The 17262-nt window shown below is 52.2% G+C and carries 14 protein-coding genes and 1 pseudogene; 4 read left to right on the top strand and 11 right to left on the bottom strand.

Annotated features, from left to right (window positions below):
- Positions 1 to 41 precede the first annotated feature (41 nt).
- Positions 42 to 305, bottom strand: a complete 264-nt coding sequence (locus FXY30_RS04315) for a hypothetical protein (RefSeq protein WP_071705470.1) — start codon at positions 303 to 305, stop codon at positions 42 to 44.
- A gap of 57 nt (positions 306 to 362) precedes the next feature.
- On the opposite strand from FXY30_RS04315, the gene mgtE reads away from it, so the two are divergent.
- Positions 363 to 1712, top strand: a complete 1350-nt coding sequence (gene mgtE / locus FXY30_RS04310) for a magnesium transporter (RefSeq protein ID WP_071705469.1) — start codon at positions 363 to 365, stop codon at positions 1710 to 1712.
- A gap of 69 nt (positions 1713 to 1781) precedes the next feature.
- On the opposite strand, the gene cdd is transcribed toward mgtE, so the two are convergent.
- From cdd to FXY30_RS04275, 6 genes and pseudogenes are all read right to left on the bottom strand, one after another.
- A complete protein-coding gene (gene cdd / locus FXY30_RS04305) occupies positions 1782 to 2222 on the bottom strand; it encodes a cytidine deaminase (RefSeq protein WP_071705468.1) in 441 nt (146 codons plus the stop codon).
- A 10-nt stretch (positions 2223 to 2232) separates the two neighbouring features.
- A complete protein-coding gene (locus FXY30_RS04300; protein WP_071705467.1) occupies positions 2233 to 3573 on the bottom strand; it encodes a thymidine phosphorylase in 1341 nt (446 codons plus the stop codon).
- Between the two features lie 13 nt (positions 3574 to 3586).
- A complete protein-coding gene (locus tag FXY30_RS04295) occupies positions 3587 to 4492 on the bottom strand; it encodes a metallophosphoesterase (RefSeq protein WP_083428203.1) in 906 nt (301 codons plus the stop codon).
- A 21-nt stretch (positions 4493 to 4513) separates the two neighbouring features.
- Positions 4514 to 5452: an NAD(P)/FAD-dependent oxidoreductase gene (locus FXY30_RS04290; RefSeq protein ID WP_071705466.1), complete on the bottom strand. Its 939-nt coding sequence runs from the start codon at positions 5450 to 5452 to the stop codon at positions 4514 to 4516.
- Positions 5449 to 6276 (bottom strand): annotated as a pseudogene (locus tag FXY30_RS04285) (Cof-type HAD-IIB family hydrolase). The gene FXY30_RS04290 and the pseudogene FXY30_RS04285 overlap by 4 nt, the downstream one beginning before the upstream one ends.
- Entirely contained in the window at positions 6270 to 9089 is a 2820-nt protein-coding gene (locus FXY30_RS04275) for a heavy metal translocating P-type ATPase (protein WP_083428201.1), read from the bottom strand. Before FXY30_RS04275 ends, FXY30_RS04285 begins: the two are co-directional and overlap by 7 nt.
- 212 nt (positions 9090 to 9301) lie before the next feature.
- Between FXY30_RS04275 and FXY30_RS04270 the strand changes: the two genes are divergently transcribed.
- Positions 9302 to 9997, top strand: a complete 696-nt coding sequence (locus FXY30_RS04270; RefSeq protein ID WP_071705465.1) for a DUF5684 domain-containing protein — start codon at positions 9302 to 9304, stop codon at positions 9995 to 9997.
- Positions 9998 to 10199: 202 nt separating this feature from the next.
- On the top strand, positions 10200 to 10475 hold the full coding sequence (locus tag FXY30_RS04265; protein WP_071705464.1) for a hypothetical protein: 276 nt from the start codon (positions 10200 to 10202) through the stop codon (positions 10473 to 10475).
- Here the strand turns inward: FXY30_RS04265 and FXY30_RS04260 are convergent.
- The 3 genes from FXY30_RS04260 to FXY30_RS04250 are packed head-to-tail and all read right to left on the bottom strand — an operon-like array spanning position 10459 to position 15726.
- Positions 10459 to 11997 (bottom strand): ClC family H(+)/Cl(-) exchange transporter, encoded by a 1539-nt coding sequence (locus tag FXY30_RS04260; RefSeq protein ID WP_071705463.1) that lies wholly within the window; start codon positions 11995 to 11997, stop codon positions 10459 to 10461. The genes FXY30_RS04265 and FXY30_RS04260 overlap by 17 nt on opposite strands.
- A complete protein-coding gene (locus tag FXY30_RS04255; protein ID WP_071705462.1) occupies positions 11994 to 14594 on the bottom strand; it encodes an AAA family ATPase in 2601 nt (866 codons plus the stop codon). Before FXY30_RS04255 ends, FXY30_RS04260 begins: the two co-directional genes overlap by 4 nt.
- Entirely contained in the window at positions 14575 to 15726 is a 1152-nt protein-coding gene (locus FXY30_RS04250; RefSeq protein WP_071705461.1) for a metallophosphoesterase family protein, read from the bottom strand. Before FXY30_RS04250 ends, FXY30_RS04255 begins: the two co-directional genes overlap by 20 nt.
- A gap of 78 nt (positions 15727 to 15804) precedes the next feature.
- Here FXY30_RS04250 and FXY30_RS04245 point away from each other — a divergent pair, with 78 nt between their 5' ends.
- Complete coding sequence (locus FXY30_RS04245; protein ID WP_071705460.1) at positions 15805 to 16290, top strand: tRNA (cytidine(34)-2'-O)-methyltransferase; 486 nt, start codon at positions 15805 to 15807, stop codon at positions 16288 to 16290.
- Positions 16291 to 16325: 35 nt separating this feature from the next.
- Here FXY30_RS04245 and thrB read toward each other — a convergent pair whose 3' ends face one another.
- A complete protein-coding gene (thrB, locus tag FXY30_RS04240) occupies positions 16326 to 17261 on the bottom strand; it encodes a homoserine kinase (RefSeq protein ID WP_071705459.1) in 936 nt (311 codons plus the stop codon).
- Position 17262 lies beyond the last annotated feature (1 nt).

The raw sequence follows: 17262 nt of genomic DNA, 5'->3' as shown, positions 1-17262 counted from the left end.
GTCTCCTTCGCATGCCATTCTATGCTCCATAATCCTATACACTATAGAAAAAAAGCGGCATTCCTTCCTTTCGGAGGAATGCCGTTCTTTTTCTTGCCATTTTTCCGTTTAGCGCCTAAAATGAAAAGCGGGGTGCCGAGCACCCATGAATTCTCAAGAAGAAAGGAGTTCAAAATGGGACCTGTGAACCATTCGGACAATGCAGAAACGCCACCGACTGAGCCTCGAAGTTCGATGAATGAACGCCTTTCGGGAGAGGATGTCATTTTTTCTCGTTCTGTTTTTCTCGCCTGAGAAACGCTCATTTTCCTGTTTAGTAGGAGACGTTTGCATTGCCGTGCGAACCATGACGGAGGTGCAAAATGGAAAATAAAACTTTTTTAGAGAAACTCAATGAATTAATTGAAAAAAAAGATGTGGTTGGTGTCCGCAAGCATATTGAAGATATGCACGCGGCAGATATCGCGACGATTTTGGAAGAGGAGCCGGCGGAAGAGGCTGCCATGTTCTTTCGTTTCATGACGAAAGACAAAGCGGCCCATGTCTTCTCCTATTTAAGTCTGCCCCGCGCACTGGATCTGGTTGCTCTGTTCACCACGGCGCAGACGGCCTCGATTTTTGAAGGTCTATATGTTGATGATGCGGTTGACCTTCTGGAGGAAATGCCGGCCAATGCCGTGCGAGCCGTTCTACAAAATGCAACGCCAAAAAAGCGCGAGCAGCTCAATCGCTTTTTGAAATACAGCGATCAATCCGCCGGAAGCGTCATGAGCGCGGAATTTATTCAGATTTATCCTTTCATGACGGTGCGAGAAGCTATCGATAAAATTCGCAATGAGAAGCAACTTCTGGATTCCTTTTCAGAAGTCTATGTCACCAGCAAAGATCTCAAGCTTTTAGGCGTCCTCTCCGTTCGGGAGCTTCTTTCCGCCGATGATGACCAAAATATTGTGGATGTCATGCACGATCACATCATCTCCATTACAACAGACACCGATCAGGAGGACGCGCTGGATATTATTTCACGCTACGATTTTAGTGCTCTTCCGGTGACGGATTCGGAATCGCGCATTGTCGGCATCATCACCGCGGACGACGCGTTGGATATTTCGGAACAGGCTGCGAGCGAAGACTTTCAGATCATGGCCGCGATTAGCCCCAACGACAAAGAATATTTTGATACCAGCGTATGGGATATGGCCAAAAGCCGCTTGCCTTGGCTGCTGTTTCTCATGCTTTCCGGGATGCTGAACGGTTTGATTTTAGGTTCGTTTGAACATGCCTTTCTGGCGTTGCCCATCCTTGTCACCTTTATACCAATGCTTACGGACACTGGCGGTAACACGGGTGCGCAAAGTTCCACCCTCATCATTCGCGGATTAGCCACTGGCGATATTGATATGAAAGATGCGCCCAAGGTCCTCTGGAAAGAATTTCGCGTCGCCCTCTGTGTCGGCTTTGTATTGGGTTTCCTTTCCTTCCTGCGTGTGGCCTTCTTCCCGCCGAATGATCCGATTGTCGGCATCGTCGTCGGCTTAGCCGTCATGGTGATTGTGCTTTTTTCCAAGCTTCTCGGCGGCATGCTGCCGCTTCTCGCGGAGCGCCTCGGTGTGGATCCGGCCTTGATGGCGGCGCCGCTCATCACTACCATCATCGACGCCAGCGGATTAGTGGTCTTCTTCTTATTGGCCAAAGCCATTCTGCAACTCTGACAAACAAAAAGACTTCTTCCCCGTCTTTCGACGCTCGGAAGAAGTCTTTTTTATCGTTATTTTAACTCGCTACGAAAGATCCTCCGGTCCAAAGGAATGCGGAAGGAGCTCATTCAACGTATATTCCACGACGTCATCCGCGCCGTTCGCTACATAGACCGGCATTTTTTTTGCGCAAAATTCGCTTAATACCTGACGGCACACTCCACACGGCGTCGTAAACGATGCGGTAAGGGTCTGCTCGCCTTCCTGCCGGCCCACAATGGCAATGGCTTGAAACGAGCGAACACCTTCCGAAACGGCCTTATAGAGTGCCGTTCGTTCGGCGCAGGTTCCGGGAGAAAAGGCAGCATTCTCAATGTTGCATCCGCTCCAGATGACCCCATGATCATCTAAAAGTGCCGCACCCACCTGAAAGTGTGAATACGGTGAATACGCATATTCCAGCGCATCCTCTGCGGCATCCACAAGCGCTTTTTGGGGACAATTTTGCCTAGTCCATTTTTGCATGCTTTTCTCCTTACGCGTTTTTCTCGGTACGTATCACACCATCTTTACGCACCACGGCATACACCGGCGTATGTGCACGTTGAACCGATTGCGTTGTGAGGGTATAGGCCGATTGGGCAAGAGCTACGGCCTCGGCTCCTCTCGACTCGTCATTGGCCTCGACAGTAAAGAGTATCTCTCCCTTTTTGACCGTATCGCCTACTTTTTTGTGCACGTACAGCCCCACCGCGGGATCAATCCGATCTTCGGTGCGCCGTCTTCCCGCGCCTAAAAGGAGCGAGCTCTTGCCGATGGTTTCCGCGTTGATGGCGGACACCACTCCATCCTGCTGCGCTCGACCGGCCAGGGAATATTGCGCTTTCGGGAACAAAGAAGGATCCTCGATGTAGGACACGTCGCCACCCTGATTCATAACCATGGCTTTCATTTTGGCCAGTGCCTTTCCGGACGTGATCGCGTCGTGAACAAGGCGTTGTGCTTCTTCCTCGTTTTTAGCGCGTTCTCCCGCCATCAGCATGGCTTCAGCCAGTGCATAGCACTCTGCACGGAAATCGACAGGTCCTTCTCCTCTAAGTGTGTCCAGCGCCTCTTTGACCTCCATGGCATTGCCCACGGCGCATCCCAAAGGCTGTGTCATATCCGTCACCAGGGCGATGGTTTTCTTACCGTTCTCTTCACCGATGCTTACCATCATCTCTGCCAGCTCAATGGCCTCTTCCGGCGTCTTCATGAAGGCTCCGGAGCCGAACTTCACATCCAGCACAATGGCATCCGATCCATCTGCCAATTTTTTTGACATGATGGAAGCGGCGATGAGCGGAAGGGAATCCACGGTACCGGTGACATCGCGCAGGGCATACAACACCTTATCTACCGGGGCAATATCGGCACTCTGGCCGATAATAGCGATCCCGTCTTGCGAAACAAATTGTGTAAACTCTTCTTCGCTGATTTCCGTGCGAAAACCGGGAATACTCTCCAATTTATCAATGGTTCCACCGGTAAAGCCGAGTCCACGTCCGGAAAGCTTGGCAATGGGCAAGCCGCAGGCTGCCACCACAGGGGCAATGACCAATGTGGTTTTGTCCCCCACGCCGCCGGAGGAATGTTTGTCCACAATGGGATGACGAAGCGCCGGAAACGAAAGGCAGTCACCGGAAAGCGCCATTTCACGGGTGAGACTTGCGACCTCATGACCATTCATGCCGGAAAAATAGATTGCCATGAGCAATGCGGAAATCTGATAGTCCGGCAGCGTCTTGGTTTTCACCCCGTCCACAAAATAATGAATTTCTTCGTCCGTGAGGGCTTGTCCGTCACGTTTTTTCAGGATGATATCGACAATATTCATGCTTCCTCCTTGATTAGTGAATGGACTGTGATGTCAGAGTAATGATGACCAGCTCTTGGTCGTTAAAAAGGCGAAATGGAAATTTCGTCCCACCCATTCCGACTGAAACCACCATGCTTTGTTTGCCGCTTTGATAAACGCCCTTGCTGTAAGCCGGAAAAAAGCTGCGCTCCGGCGATAATACGCCGCCAATAAAAGGCAGGCGGATGACGCCACCATGCACATGACCGGAAAGAATCAGGTCCGCGCCCCAATCCACATAGGTTTGAAACGGCAACGGATTATGCGCCAGAAGAACGGTGTAGCCGTCACCTTTTTTTCCAAGCAACTCTTCCATCTTCGGCGGCGAAGAGTATTCATAGCATCCCAAGGGTTCCGTTAAACCCGCAAGATGAATCGTCGCTTCCCGATGCAAAAGCGTGACCGTGCGGTTCTCCAATCGAACGACGCCAATGGCGTCCAGTGCCTTATAGAATGCCTCGGCGTTTTCCATATTTTGGTCTCGGTAGAGCTCGTGATTGCCGCGGATATAGTATGTGGGATACTTTTCCGCAATCGGTTTGAGTTCTTCGATCACCGCATCCGTATTTTGCGTGCGGCGAGAAATGATATCGCCTGTAAGCACAACAATATTAGGATTGGCTTCCTCAATCGCTTCCTGCAATTTGCTTCCATTTTTTCCAAAAACGTTATTGTGCAAATCGGAAATCTGGGCAATGCGATAGTTGTTAAAAGCGTTAGGCAAGTATGGGCTTGCCACCGTATATTCCGTCGTTTTAAATGTCATATTACTCCGATAAAAAGAAAAAAGCAGTCCCAAAATAACGAGCGCGCTGAGTACGAGCAGGATCACGCGATGCCATTTCACCATCAGGTCACTGAACAGGCTTTTCTTCTTTGGTTTTCTCTGGGAGGTCATGCTTGCTCTGTTCCCTCTCTTTTATTTTTGATCCAAATAGCGCCCTGCGTGAATTGCCGCAGTCGCACCGTCCGAAAGAGCACCGACAATTTGACGCACGGTTTTTGTGCGCACATCCCCCGCGGCGAAAACGCCTGCTACATCGGTGGTCGTATCCTCTCCCGCGACAATATAGCCGCCATCATCCAGCTTGACCTGTCCGCGGAAAAGTGCTGTATTGGGAATCATGCCGATGTAAATAAAGAGACCAAAATCGCCTTCCACGGTTTCTTCTTTTCCCGTTACGTTGTTGCGCATGACAAAAGACGTCAACATCGGATCGCCACCCAGGCGCACCACTTCCGTATTCAACACAACATGAATTTTTCCGGAGGCTTGTGCGCGCTCTTGCAATAATTTTGCAGCACGGGGCGTGTGCCCGCGATAGAGTATCGTCACGTTATCGCTTAGTGTGGACAAATAGAGACTCTCGTCAAAGGCGGCATCGCCGCCGCCCACCACATAGATGGGAAGACCCGTAAAGAACGGTCCGTCACAGGTGGCGCAATAACCCAATCCGCGTCCGACATAGGCATCTTCGCCGTCGAGGCCGAGCTTGCGCGGATTCGCACCCGTCGCGAGAATAACGGCACCGGCATCCCAGATGGTATCTTCTGTCTCAATGCGCTTTGGTGTCGTATCGAGACAAACTCGGATGACTTCACCGCGCGCAAATAGCGCGCCGAATCGTTCCGCTTGCTCCTGCATACGAGTGGCCAGCACGCTCGGATCGCTGTCTCCGCCGGGCACATTCTCAATGGTAGCGGTGCTCATCATTTGACCGCCAATGGTTTCTTTTTCTAAAACCACGACCGATTTTCCGCTTCGCGCTGCATAAAGAGCAGCGGAGAGCCCGGCCGGGCCGCCACCGATAATGAGGATATCCACTCTTTTATTTGCTTTATCGCGTTTTTCGGTCATGACCAGAATCCTTCTTCCTGTAACGTTTCCAGTGCCTGCGCTACGCCGTACTCCGAGGAAAGACCAGTCACGCGATCCGCGACCTCTTTGACAGCCGGAAGCGCATTGCCCATGGCGATACCCATGCCAGCATGGGCAATCATCTGACTGTCATTGTCGTAATCCCCCATGGCACAGATTTCTTTCGGAGAAATGCCCAGTGTATCCGCCACCACAAGGATGGCATTCCATTTGTCGACGTCTTCCGCCATCACCTCTACCATTCCTTGACCGGACATGGTCACGGCGACATGGGAAAGCCCCCGCAGTTCACGAAGAAGTGCATTTTGCAATTCGATGTCCTCTCCCGCAAAATATTGGATCTTTAACATTTCTTGCGAACCCATTTCCAGATCGGCGCGCTCTTGAATATGGATATTGCATTGCATGCGCGTGCCATACTTGGTCTTTGAGGCGATCAAATGATCAAAGCGTTCGGGCCAACAATAGGGCGAGAACAGCGTCTCCTGGGAATAGAAGTGAAAATAGACTCGATGGCGAATTCCAATTTGAATCAGCTGCACAGCCGTCTGGGAATCAATCGCTTCTTTATAGAGCACTTTCCCTTCGGGGGTCGCCACCACGGCACCATTCGATCCGATGCAATACGCACGCAGCCCCGCCTAGGCCGCCAGAAATTGCGGAGAACGCAGTACACGACCGGTTACCAGCACAATCGTCTTTCCCGCATTTTGCAAAGAGCGTAAACCGTTCCGATTGCGGCCCTGAATGCTGCCCTCCACCAATAGCGTATTGTCCAGATCAAATGCAAATAAATTTAGCATGCTTTTTCCTCGATGGAACGCACCGTATACCCCGCGTCCTCTACGGCCTGCTTCAGAAGCGTATCGCTAATTTCTTTCGTTGCCGTCACCTGTGCGACCGCTTTTTCCAAGTCGACCGTAGCTTGTACGCCGTCTATCGCATTGAGAGCATCCTGCACATGTTTTTGGCAATGGGCACAAGACATGCCTTCGATAAGAATTTGTTTTTTCAAGGTCTTCTCCTTTCTTGTAGAATGCGCTATGTCTCCCGGAACGTCCTCGGAACTTGGCGCATTCTTCCCATGCGGAGCAAAATCTTCCTCCTCTTTTTGCTCCTGCACATCGCTGTTCTCATTGTACCCAATCCTCTTCGTCAAGGGGCGAATATTGATGGCCTGTTTTTTCTCTTTCGTCGAAGATAAAACAGAATCCTGCTGAATGCGAAAGCGTTGCAGGGTGAGAGCATTGGTCATCACAAAAACGGAGGAAAGCCCCATGGCAGCCGAGGCAATCATAGGATTGAGCGTAATGCCAAAGAAGGGATAGAGCACCCCGGCAGCCACCGGAATGCAGAGCACGTTGTAGAAAAATGCCCAAAAAAGGTTCTGACGAATTTTGGCCGTTGTACGAGCGGAGAGCGCAATCGCCGTTGCTACATCCCGTAAATCCGAACGCACCAGCACAATATCGGCCGACTCCACCGCCACATCCGTTCCGGCACCAATCGCAATGCCCACGTCGGCACGCACCAGTGCAGGCGCATCATTGATGCCGTCGCCGACCATGCCCATATATCCTTCGTGTGTTTCCTTCCAGGAACGTAAAACCTGATCCTTTTCCTGCGGAAGAAGCCCCGCAACAAAGCGTTCGATCCCGAGTTGCTCAGCAATCGCTTTCGCGGTGCGAGGATTATCCCCTGTGAGCATCACGGGAGTAATGCCCTGTTCGGTAATTTCCTGTATCGCCATGCGACTTGTGGACTTGATGACGTCCGCCACGCCGAAAATCGCCGCCGGCTTTCCGTTCAGAGCGAAAAAGATCGGCGTTTTCCCTTTCTCTGCCAATCCTTCCGCCATGGCGGAATACGCAGCAATCGCGATACCTTCTTTCTGCATCATGCGCACATTGCCGGCGATGAGTGAAGATGTCGTTCCTTTTTGGGTGATCGAAGCGCTGACGCCCATGCCCGGAACCGCTGTAAAATCATCTACGGGATCCGGGGATATCCCATACGCTTCCGCAGCCTCCATGACCGCCTGTGCCAGCGGTTGCTCCGACTGTGCTTCCAGGGATGCCGCAAGTCGGAGAAGCGTCTTGGTATCCATCCCTTCACAAAGAAGAATATCCGTCACTTGCGGACGTCCTTCGGTAATGGTGCCGGTTTTATCCAATGCCAGAATCTGCAATTCATGTAGACGTTCCAAAGCTTCCGCGGATTTAATTAATAAACCGTGCTCCGCCGCCTTTCCGGTAGCAACCATGACCACAACGGGCGTCGCTAAGCCGAGCGCACAGGGACAGGAAATGACCAATACTGAAATAGCAAGACGGAACGCGAACGTAAACGGCTTTCCGATAGCAAGCCAGATCACAAATGTCAAAAGGGAAAGGCCGATCACGGTCGGAACAAATACAGCAGAAATTTTATCTGCCAACGCCTGCATCGGCGCTTTTGTCGCCTGCGCCTCTTCCACCAGCGCAATGATTTTGGACAGCGTCGTCTCCTCGCCCACCGCCGTCGCACGGAAGCGGAAGGCGCCAACGGTATTCATGGTGGCGCCGGTCACTCGATCCCCTACCTGCTTTTCTACCGGAATGCTCTCGCCGGTAATCGCCGATTCATCCACGCTGCTTTGCCCCTCGACGAGAACGCCGTCGAGTGCAATGCGCTCTCCCGGCCGCACGCAGAGAATATCTCCTTTTTCCACTTCTTCAATGGGAACAACCACCTCTTCCCCGTCTCGCCATATACGCGCGGTTTTCGGTTGTAAGGCAATCAGCGAGCGCAGGGAATGCGTGGTTTTGAGTTTGCTCCGGACTTCCCCATACTTTCCCAGCGTAATCAGGAATAAGATCGTTCCCGCTCCTTCAAAATAGAGATCGTGACGAAAGTGTAGTGCGCGTTCGGCCTCGCCAAAGCCCAGTCCGTAGCTGATCTGAAACAGCGCAAACACGCCGTACAGAACCGCGGCCGCTGCGCCGACGCCAATGAGCGAATCCATATTGGGCTGCCCGTGACGAAGGCTCTTGAAACCGCTTGTAAAATACGTACGGTTCACAAACACAATGGGCAAGACGAGCAGAAACTGTGCCAGGGCAAAGTTCATGCTTCCTTGCAGACCGAGAAAAAAGGTCGGAAGTGGTACCCCCAACATCGGCCCCATGGCAATGGTAATCAGCGCCAAAAGAAAGGGGGCGGAGATTATTAATCGCTTGCGCATGTCCTTCGCCTGAAGGACAAAGGGGTTCTCTTCGTGCGCCTGGCCGTCCACAGAACCTGCATTCTTTGCCGACTCTCCTTGCTTTGCCGAAGTGCTTTGTTTCTTATGCGCGTGATAGCCCGCCTTTTCTACCGCCTCTTCGATGGTCTGCGTACTGACCGATTCCTTGTCGAACGCGACCTCCATGGCATTGGTCATGAGGCTCACCCTCACATCCGCCACACCATCGATAGCGGAAACTGCCCGTTCCACCGCGTGCTGACAAGCTGCGCAGGTCATACCCTCCACAACAAAATGCTCTTTACTCTGCTTTTCGTTTTTATGCTGTTCCCGTTCCTCCCCACCTTTTTTCGTCGGCGAAGAGTTGAAAACGTGAGAATGGTTGTCGTTCATGCTTTTCTCCTTCTTTTTTATTTCTTTCACTCTATGGATACCCCTAAACAGAACAAAAAATTTATCGTAAATAAACACGGGAATGACGATTTTCGGGTATAGTGAATCTGCGAAATGATACGGTTCAAAACGGCTAACAACAGTCCCGTTTAACCAGTGGGCCCCTGCGGAACCGGGCTTTCCGCCGGCGTCCTCATCAGAAAGGAGCTTTTATGCCTACAGATTTCTACGGATCGTTCGGTACGACCTCTCCAACGAATCCTTTCCTAGAAGAATCATCGGATTCCATCGCCGGATTCCTCGCCTTTATCGGCGCATTTTACCTCATTTTTGCGCTTGTTTTCCTGGTCTTTGCGATTGTCTCTATCATCGCCCAGTGGAAGCTGTATCAAAAAGCGGGTGAAGCCGGCTGGAAATGTTTGATTACCTTTTACAACGAATGGGTTCGCATACGCATCGCTCTAGGTCGAACTTCCGTCGGTTGGTTCATCGTGAGCCTTATTCCCGGTTTGAGCATCGTCGAGCATTACTATGTCAGCTTTTATTTTGCGAAGCGGTATTCCGGAAAAGACAGCATCGCTCTGCTTTACTTTGTGCTTCCCCTTGTTACGGCGCTTCTGATGGCCTACAGCAACCGCTATCAGTACATCGCCAACCGCGATCGGGTGGACAGCGGGCGCGGCGGCATTGACGGTGATTGGCCTCTCTGGGCGAACGAGGAAAGCCCCTATCGCGCAGAGGATCTCTTTAGCCGTCCGGTCGGTCCGGAAGGACGAGCGGAAGAACAGGTACGCTACGATTCGCGCTATGCCGGGCGCGATGAACAAGCGCGAAAGCCCTACTATTCTTCAAGCGATGCGCCAAATGGCAACGAGGATTCCGGTGCTTCGGAAGAAAAAAACGAGTGAGGAATAACAACTTTTAGAACACATAAAAAGTTTAAAAGGACAGGAAGATGTCTTCCTGTCCTTTTTACGTCTTCAAAAAAGCCAAGCGATAACTGCATGCACCAGGTATTTGTGAATCCGACCATATCTCATAATTCCATACTGTTTATGATAAAACCGAGTAGGCACAAACGTGATTTCTTAAAAAGGACTTTTACAAGCCTTGCGCGATGAAAAGGCCATTCATCTTTCTGGTGGCCTGTATCATGAATTGCAAGTGCGCATGACGTATAATTCAAACCATATTGTTGGAAGTCAGCTCAGCGAAGAACAGACCCGTTACATTTTTGAAACGAGAACGCTTGCCGTCGAAGGAAGTGTTTCCGTTGACGATATCATCGAAACCGTGAATCACTTTCGGGCCATTGATTTCGTCATTGAGCACGTTGTGGACGGACAGGATGTCTTTAAAGCGCTCATGGCTATGTTCCAATCGTAAACAGTTCGTTTACCGTTTCCAGATCCTCTTCCGGACAAAGCACAAGAATTTCATCTCCACCCTTTAGCGCGGTTTTTCCGTTCGGCGTAAAGGTATGTCCTTCCCGCGAAATGGAGGCGATGAGCATCGACGGCGGAAGCGCCCAGTCGGAAAGCGTGCGCCCGATATACGGTGCTTCGTTGGGCACCAAGTAATATTGCATCGTCATATTTTCTTTCTTGCGATCGCTGGCTTCCTGCGAAGGACGGCCAAAACTCATAGAGAATAACGATTCATACACCGGATTGGTGCGGCAGATTTTTGCGACCAAAAAGGCCACAATGGCACAGGTGGTCATCGGCAACATGATATTAATCGAACCGCTCATCTCCATGACGAGCATAATGGACATTAGGGGCGCCTGCACCACCGCGGTCAACACGCCAACCATGCCAAGATAGAGAAAATTCGTGTAATAGTCCGGGGCAAGCCGGCCTGAAAACGCAGTGAAAAACAACGCGCCGACCAGTGCTCCAACGGCCAGAACCGGAAGAAAAATGCCGCCCTGCGCTCCGCTTCCATAGCTGAGCCAGACAAACATCAAGCGAAGGCCGAAAAAGGCAATCAGCGGAAGCACGTCCATGGAATGCCGGGAAAGCTGCTCAATCAAGGAATGTCCACCGCCCAAAAGCAAAGGCTCCCTGCGCCCCACCAGAAGAAGCAGCGCCATGATGATAAAAATAACGACGTAACGCGGAATCGGCACTTTTTTCATCGTCTTACAGGCATACAGCAGGCCGCGATTGAACACGACGCCAACCAGACCGGCCAAAACGCCGATGAGAAGCACAAAGAACAGTGCCGTCACCGGAAGGGTTTCATGAATCTTAAAGGCAAAAGCAGTCTGCAAGCCGAGTACCGAGAAGCTGAAATAATTCGCCACAAGGCAGGCCGCAAGACACGGCAGCAGAAACAGATGCGACAGGCTTTTATGAATTTCTTCCATCGCAAAAAGAGCACCGGAAAGCGGCGCATTAAAGGCTGCGGCAAGACCGGCCGCCGCACCCGCGGTAATGAGATAGCGCTCTTCCATTTCCGACACGTGAAAGGTCTTAGAGATCTGCTTCGCCCACATGCCGCCGAGCTGAATGGACGGGCCCTCACGTCCAAGCGTCAATCCCCCGGCATTGCCTAAAATGCCGCCCACGAACTTCGACGTGATCGTCGGCGCAACCTCCATATGAATCTTTCCCAGAAGCTCCGCGCGAATTTGCGGAATCCCGCTGCCGCCGCTATAGGGTGCCCAAAGGAGCAGTCGGTGCATAAGGTACGCACAGACCAAGAACAACCCGAAAAAAAACAGCACGCGGGAAAAGCCGGCGTCGGCAATCCAAGCCGTGCGCAGCTGGTCGACTTTCGTGAGCAGAACGCGATAGCAAACCGCTACGAAACCCGAAGCAAGCCCCACCAACAAACCAAAAAGGGTTAAACGCCAAACCAGGCGTTTTTTTTCATAGGATTTTTTATTGTGGATTTCGGTCATTCCTCAGCTCCCTGTCCTGTTTTGTTTTCTTCTGTTTCCGCCCTGCCGTCATGCAGAGAAATACAATGGATATCTTTATCTTTTGCCCAGCGCAGAAAGCGACGATGCGCCGTAAACAGCAAAATCTGCTTCTGTTTTGCTTTGGCATAATGGACGAGAAAATCCATCGCCCTCTCGGCACGTCGTTCATCATAATACGCAAAGGCATCGTCAAAGAAAAGCGGAAGATCCTGTTTTTCAGCCGCTACCTCCGCCAACGCAATGCGCAGCGAGAAATACGCCTGATCAATGGTTCCCGTCGACAGCACACGCCAGTCCAAAAAGCCCGGAAAAGTCGCATCTTCCATGCGCATATCCATGTCCGTATCCACACGCAAGGTGGCGTCTTTGCCGCTTATCTCCTGAAAAATAGCCGATGCACGCGTGTTGAGCACCGGGCTGAATTGATGACGTGCCTTTTCGGTTGCTTCCTGCAACGCCTCTTGCGCCAGCTGCACTGCCTGATATTCCTCTTTCATTTGCTCTTCTTTTTCTTCTTCCTGATGAAGCGTTTGAAGGAGGCTGTCCGCCAGCGGAACGGATTTATATTTTTCCTTGCTCTTGGCCTGCTTTGCCGCTAACGCAATAGCAAGCTCCTCACGCATTTTTTGCTTGGCAGCATATTCCTGCTGCGCTTCCTTTAAACGATCCGCCAAATGGGGATCGGATTCGGTGGAAAGGCCTTCCTTCAAAACGGCCGCATCCAAGTCCGCAAGAGACCAATCCGCCCATTGGGGAAAGGCTTCAGCAAATTGCTTTTCTTCGCGCGAAAGCGCCCATGCCAGTTGCTTATTATCATTCAGACGCTCTTGCCAGAGCGAAATCTGAGAAACTGTCGCATCCAGATCCTCCGCAGCGCTTTCTAATAGCGTCGTCAGCTTCTGCTGTTCCTTTATGCAACGCGCTTGCAACTCCTCACGTTGCTTATTGCGCTCTTCGCGCTTGGCCTGCAAGGCACGAAGGCGAGATTCTTCCTCCTCCAGAGCGCTACGCGCACGGGAAAGTGCTTCTTCCTCACGCATCCAAGCGGCTTGTTCGCCTTCCAGCTCTTCCATGAACTGTTGTCGGACCGCTTCCTGTTCGCGAAAGTGTTCCGGAGACAGCGCCGCTTCTTTTTCCGTTAATTCCGATAGGGTCTGTTTTCGACGGGACGATCTTTCCATGAACAGTGCTTTCTTTCCTTGCTCTTCTCGATTTTTCCGGGAAACCTGCAAAAGCCATGTAATGCCGAAAATACCCATCATCGCCGCTGCGCCATAAAACAGCGAGGATGCCGTATAGCCGAGTACAGCAAAAACCAACGCCAAAACAAGAGGCAGAAAGCGCAAAGCTCCTCTGCCAAAGGAAGTGGCCGATGCGACCACCATATGCGCCTTCTCTTCCGCTTCTTCCTTCTCCAGCCTGGTGCGTTCCACCAAGATTTGCTGCAGGCGCTCCTCTGCCAGCAGACGCTGCTGTTCCAAGATGATCCGCTCGCGCTCCAGTTGCTCTTTTTTCTGCTGCCCCTCCGCTTTTTTTGCCTGCAACGCGTTTTCTTTGCGCACAAGAGCATCACGGCGTACCGTCAAGGTTTCTTGATTTTCCGTTTCCGGTTCGTCCTCTTCGCCGTTCTTTTCTTGCAACGATGCGGCTGCCTGCCAGGAGGAAAAAGCGGCATTCGCCTCTTCCCAGCGCTCCTCGGTCATGGTGCCTTCCTGCATTTGGAGCGCTTCTTTTGCACGAATCAGCGCTTCGCGCATCGTCTGTTGTTTTTTTCGCTCGCTTTGCGCCCGGCGCAGATCGCCTGCTTCCCATTCTTTCTGTAAACGCGCTAGCTCCTCGCGCTGTTGGGTAAGCTCGCGATCACAGGCCTCAAGGGATTGCTGTTCCTCTTCCAGTGCCCGTCGTTCCCGGCGCATTTCCTCTTCCTGCAAAAGAGCGCTGTTGCGTGTATTTTGCAAAGCGCGAATGCGCTCTTCCTGCTCGAAAAGCAAACCGCCCTTTCCACGACTTTTTACAAATTGATGTTCCACATCCTGCAGTTTTTTGGCAACGGCTGTGGCGGAGGTCGTCTCTTCCCCCGTGGTTTGCAGATTTAACAGGCGACTCATCAGCTGATCGCCGTTGTTTCCCGTAACCGGCGGCAACACGGTGCCGGTGGAGCCAATATACACGCTGCGCTTAAAGGCATCCATATCCAAGCCGAAGGCCCATTCGCCCACCGATTGCTTGCGCGGCAGAGCAATCTCTTTTCCGGTATCCTCTTCCGCTAATTGAATATCATCTTTTCCATTAGTTGCTCCAAAGCGCCGCGTAAGACGATAGCGCTTCCCGTCCTGCTCGAAATGCAACACTCCGACAGGGCGTTTATCATTATCTCCAATATAACGTTTACGGATATATTCGCGAGGATCATCTCTCCTTTTGGATGAGCCGTAAAAGACAAGCTGTAAAAAATCCATAATCGTAGATTTACCCGCCTCATTTTCACCGTACACCACGGTGAAGCCTTCCGGCAGCGGACAGGAAAAGCCTTGAAAGCGCCCGAAATTGGTCAAATCAATCTGTAAAATGCGCAATGCGAAGCTCCTTTCCGTCAAAGGCATCCAATCCCAAACGCAACGCCCGATCAATCCGACGCTTCTCTTCGTCGGTGGCTTGTTGGCGACGCATATACAGTGCCTCCACAAAATAGCCCTTCAGGCTCTCCTCTTTTCGTAATACGTCCCAGCGTACCGCCGCCTGGCGAGCATCGCGAAGGGAGAGCGCATACAGCTTTTCGCGCAGGGCTTCTTCTAAAAGGGCCACATCCACGGCATCCCGCTCGGCAAGCGACCCCGTTAAGGTCAGTCGCAAGGCGATATCCGACAAGGCAAATCCCTCGATCGTTTCCGTAAGCGCTTCCAAAATATGTTTTTCCGCTTCGGCTGTCGTCTCGATGCCGGTGCAATCCACCTTAGCATGTTGAAAAAGTCTTGAGGAAAGCGGATAAAAGGAAAGATCACAGGAAAAAGGCGAAACTTCTCCGCCATAGACCCCTTTGATCCCGGTCTCATCAAAGCCGGAGGCATCCGGGCATCCGCTGTAAGCGAGGGTGGTTTTCCCCAGCGTCATCAAGGGGCTGCGCTTATGCACATGTCCCATGGCAATGTACGTGAAAAAATCCGCAGGAAGATCCTCGGCAAGCAGCGGATGGTACATGCTTTTCGGCACATTCCAGTCGCCGTGTATCACGAGAAGGCGCAAACAATCCGTCGTTTCCCTACGTTCTTTTTCCCAATCGGCGCAAAGAAGGGAAGTAGGCTGATAGGTGCCGGTAAAGGCGGCGCCATAGACAACCGTGTTCCACTGGGGAAAATCCAGGCGTTCCATTTCGCCCGTAAAAATATGCATATTGGATGGCCACGCACCGGCATAGGGACTGTCCGGCGAAAGATAATCGTGATTACCAGGCGCCAGAACCACTTGTAGATCGGGCATGGCGGCAATGCCATCCTTGACGGCTTGGACCTGTTGCGAAGTGATGGTGGAAAGCTCCAGAAAATCGCCAGCAAGCAATAGTAGCTGCGTCTGTTCTTTCACACAAAGAGCAAGCAGGCGAGAAAAGGTGTGTAAAATCTCCGCACTGCGCGCGACACTTTGGGAACCGAGCCCGGTTATTTTCGCCCCGAGATGCAGATCGGCGGCATGCATAATACGTAAGGTCGACATGTTCTTTTCCTTTTTTGTTCGTATCCGGATCTGGATAGCCGGAACAAAATGCGTTACCATGACGAGCGGGAGGATGTTATGGCAAAAAATCATCTTGTGCTCATCGAACCGGAGATCCCGTATAATACGGGAAATATTGCACGCACCTGCGTCGTTACCGGCAGTGCGCTTCACCTGGTGCGGCCTTTCGGCTTTCGTCTGACCAGCCGTCAAATCGAGCGCGCCGGTATGGACTATTGGGACCAAGTGGACGTAACCATTTGGAACAGCTGGCAGGAATTTGCCGCTTTTGCGGACGAAAAAGAGCGCGCCGGCACACAGGTGCTGTATGTAGAAACGCGAACGCCCCATTCTCTCGGAGATCTCACCGCCGCGAACGAGGTCATGATGGTTTTCGGCAGCGAATCGTCCGGCCTTCCCCACGCCATGATGGAGGCGCATCCGGAACGTCTTATGCGCATTCCGATGCTTCCCGGACAACGCTCGCTCAATCTCTCCAATTCCGCAGCCATTGTGCTGTATGAAGTATTGCGCCAGCAGGGTTATATCGGCCTGACGCAATAATTGTCTTCTCTATTGTAACGCAAGAAACGGGAGCATCAAAGGATGTTCCCGTCTTCGATATAAGCTCCCTCGGTATCCATGCGGACACGACGCACTTCCCAGCCTTCCGGCAAGTCGCGCGCAAACGCGGCATCCAAGGCCTCTGTCTTTTGCGCCTCGGCCAGGCATAAGAGCGTCGACCCTGCGCCGCTGATCACGACGCCAAGTGCACCGGCATCCCGCGCTATCTTTTCCAGTTCGGAAAAGCCCGGAATCTGTACGCGTCGATAGGGTTCATGCAGGCAATCCGCAAGCCCGGATCGCAACACGCGACCCTCTCCTGTACGCAAGCCGGAAAGCAAAAAACCAAGCGATGCCAGATTCGCTACCGCATCCGCTCGAGAAACCGCCTCCGGCAAGAGCGTGCGCGCTTTTTTGGTGCTGGATGAAAAATTCGGAATGAGTACATAAAACGCAAGGCGATCCGAAACCGGACAGGAACAGGCACGAACGGTTCTGCCTTCCTTTTTGGAAATTTGCAGACCGCCGTGAAGTGCCGGCGCAACATTATCCGGATGCCCTTCCACCTCGGTCGCCACCTGCAAAATCGAGGAATCGCTGAATCCACCGGCCTGCTCTTTCGGCGTCACTACGCGCGCAAGGAATCGCGCCGCTTCCGCTCCGGCAACGATACAGGCTGCGGACGAACCCAATCCCCGTGTCGAAGGAATGTCGGATGCGATGTACACGCCCGTGTCCGGCAGGGCCACTTTCAAGGCCTTGCCATAAGCCCAGTAGGCATCCAGCACGAGGTTAGTTCCCGAAGCGTATCCCGCCTCTTGGCCGGAGTGATACCGCGGAAGATGCTCGAGATTTCCTTCCCCGCGCAAATGAAAAGAAAAACGTGCATAGATATTCCAGGCGATACCGAGGCAATCAAAACCCGGCCCGAGATTGGCACTCGTTGCCGGCACCCGCACCGTAAACGACATA

Origin of the sequence: Murdochiella vaginalis, assembly GCF_902381775.1 — a bacterium.
Classification (GTDB): Bacteria; Bacillota; Clostridia; order Tissierellales; family Peptoniphilaceae; genus Murdochiella; species Murdochiella vaginalis.
The sequence above is the reverse complement of the archived record's forward strand: the minus strand, read 5'-3'. Positions and strand labels throughout refer to the sequence as shown.

Coding starts and splice junctions, on each gene's coding strand:
- FXY30_RS04315 (WP_071705470.1), bottom strand. CDS start 305: ATGAGCGTTTCTCAGGCGAGAAAAACAGAACGAGAAAAAATGACATCC.
- mgtE (WP_071705469.1), top strand. CDS start 363: ATGGAAAATAAAACTTTTTTAGAGAAACTCAATGAATTAATTGAAAAA.
- cdd (WP_071705468.1), bottom strand. CDS start 2,222: ATGCAAAAATGGACTAGGCAAAATTGTCCCCAAAAAGCGCTTGTGGAT.
- FXY30_RS04300 (WP_071705467.1), bottom strand. CDS start 3,573: ATGAATATTGTCGATATCATCCTGAAAAAACGTGACGGACAAGCCCTC.
- FXY30_RS04295 (WP_083428203.1), bottom strand. CDS start 4,492: ATGACCTCCCAGAGAAAACCAAAGAAGAAAAGCCTGTTCAGTGACCTG.
- FXY30_RS04290 (WP_071705466.1), bottom strand. CDS start 5,452: ATGACCGAAAAACGCGATAAAGCAAATAAAAGAGTGGATATCCTCATT.
- FXY30_RS04275 (WP_083428201.1), bottom strand. CDS start 9,089: ATGAACGACAACCATTCTCACGTTTTCAACTCTTCGCCGACGAAAAAA.
- FXY30_RS04270 (WP_071705465.1), top strand. CDS start 9,302: ATGCCTACAGATTTCTACGGATCGTTCGGTACGACCTCTCCAACGAAT.
- FXY30_RS04260 (WP_071705463.1), bottom strand. CDS start 11,997: ATGACCGAAATCCACAATAAAAAATCCTATGAAAAAAAACGCCTGGTT.
- FXY30_RS04250 (WP_071705461.1), bottom strand. CDS start 15,726: ATGTCGACCTTACGTATTATGCATGCCGCCGATCTGCATCTCGGGGCG.
- FXY30_RS04245 (WP_071705460.1), top strand. CDS start 15,805: ATGGCAAAAAATCATCTTGTGCTCATCGAACCGGAGATCCCGTATAAT.
- thrB (WP_071705459.1), bottom strand. CDS start 17,261: ATGTCGTTTACGGTGCGGGTGCCGGCAACGAGTGCCAATCTCGGGCCG.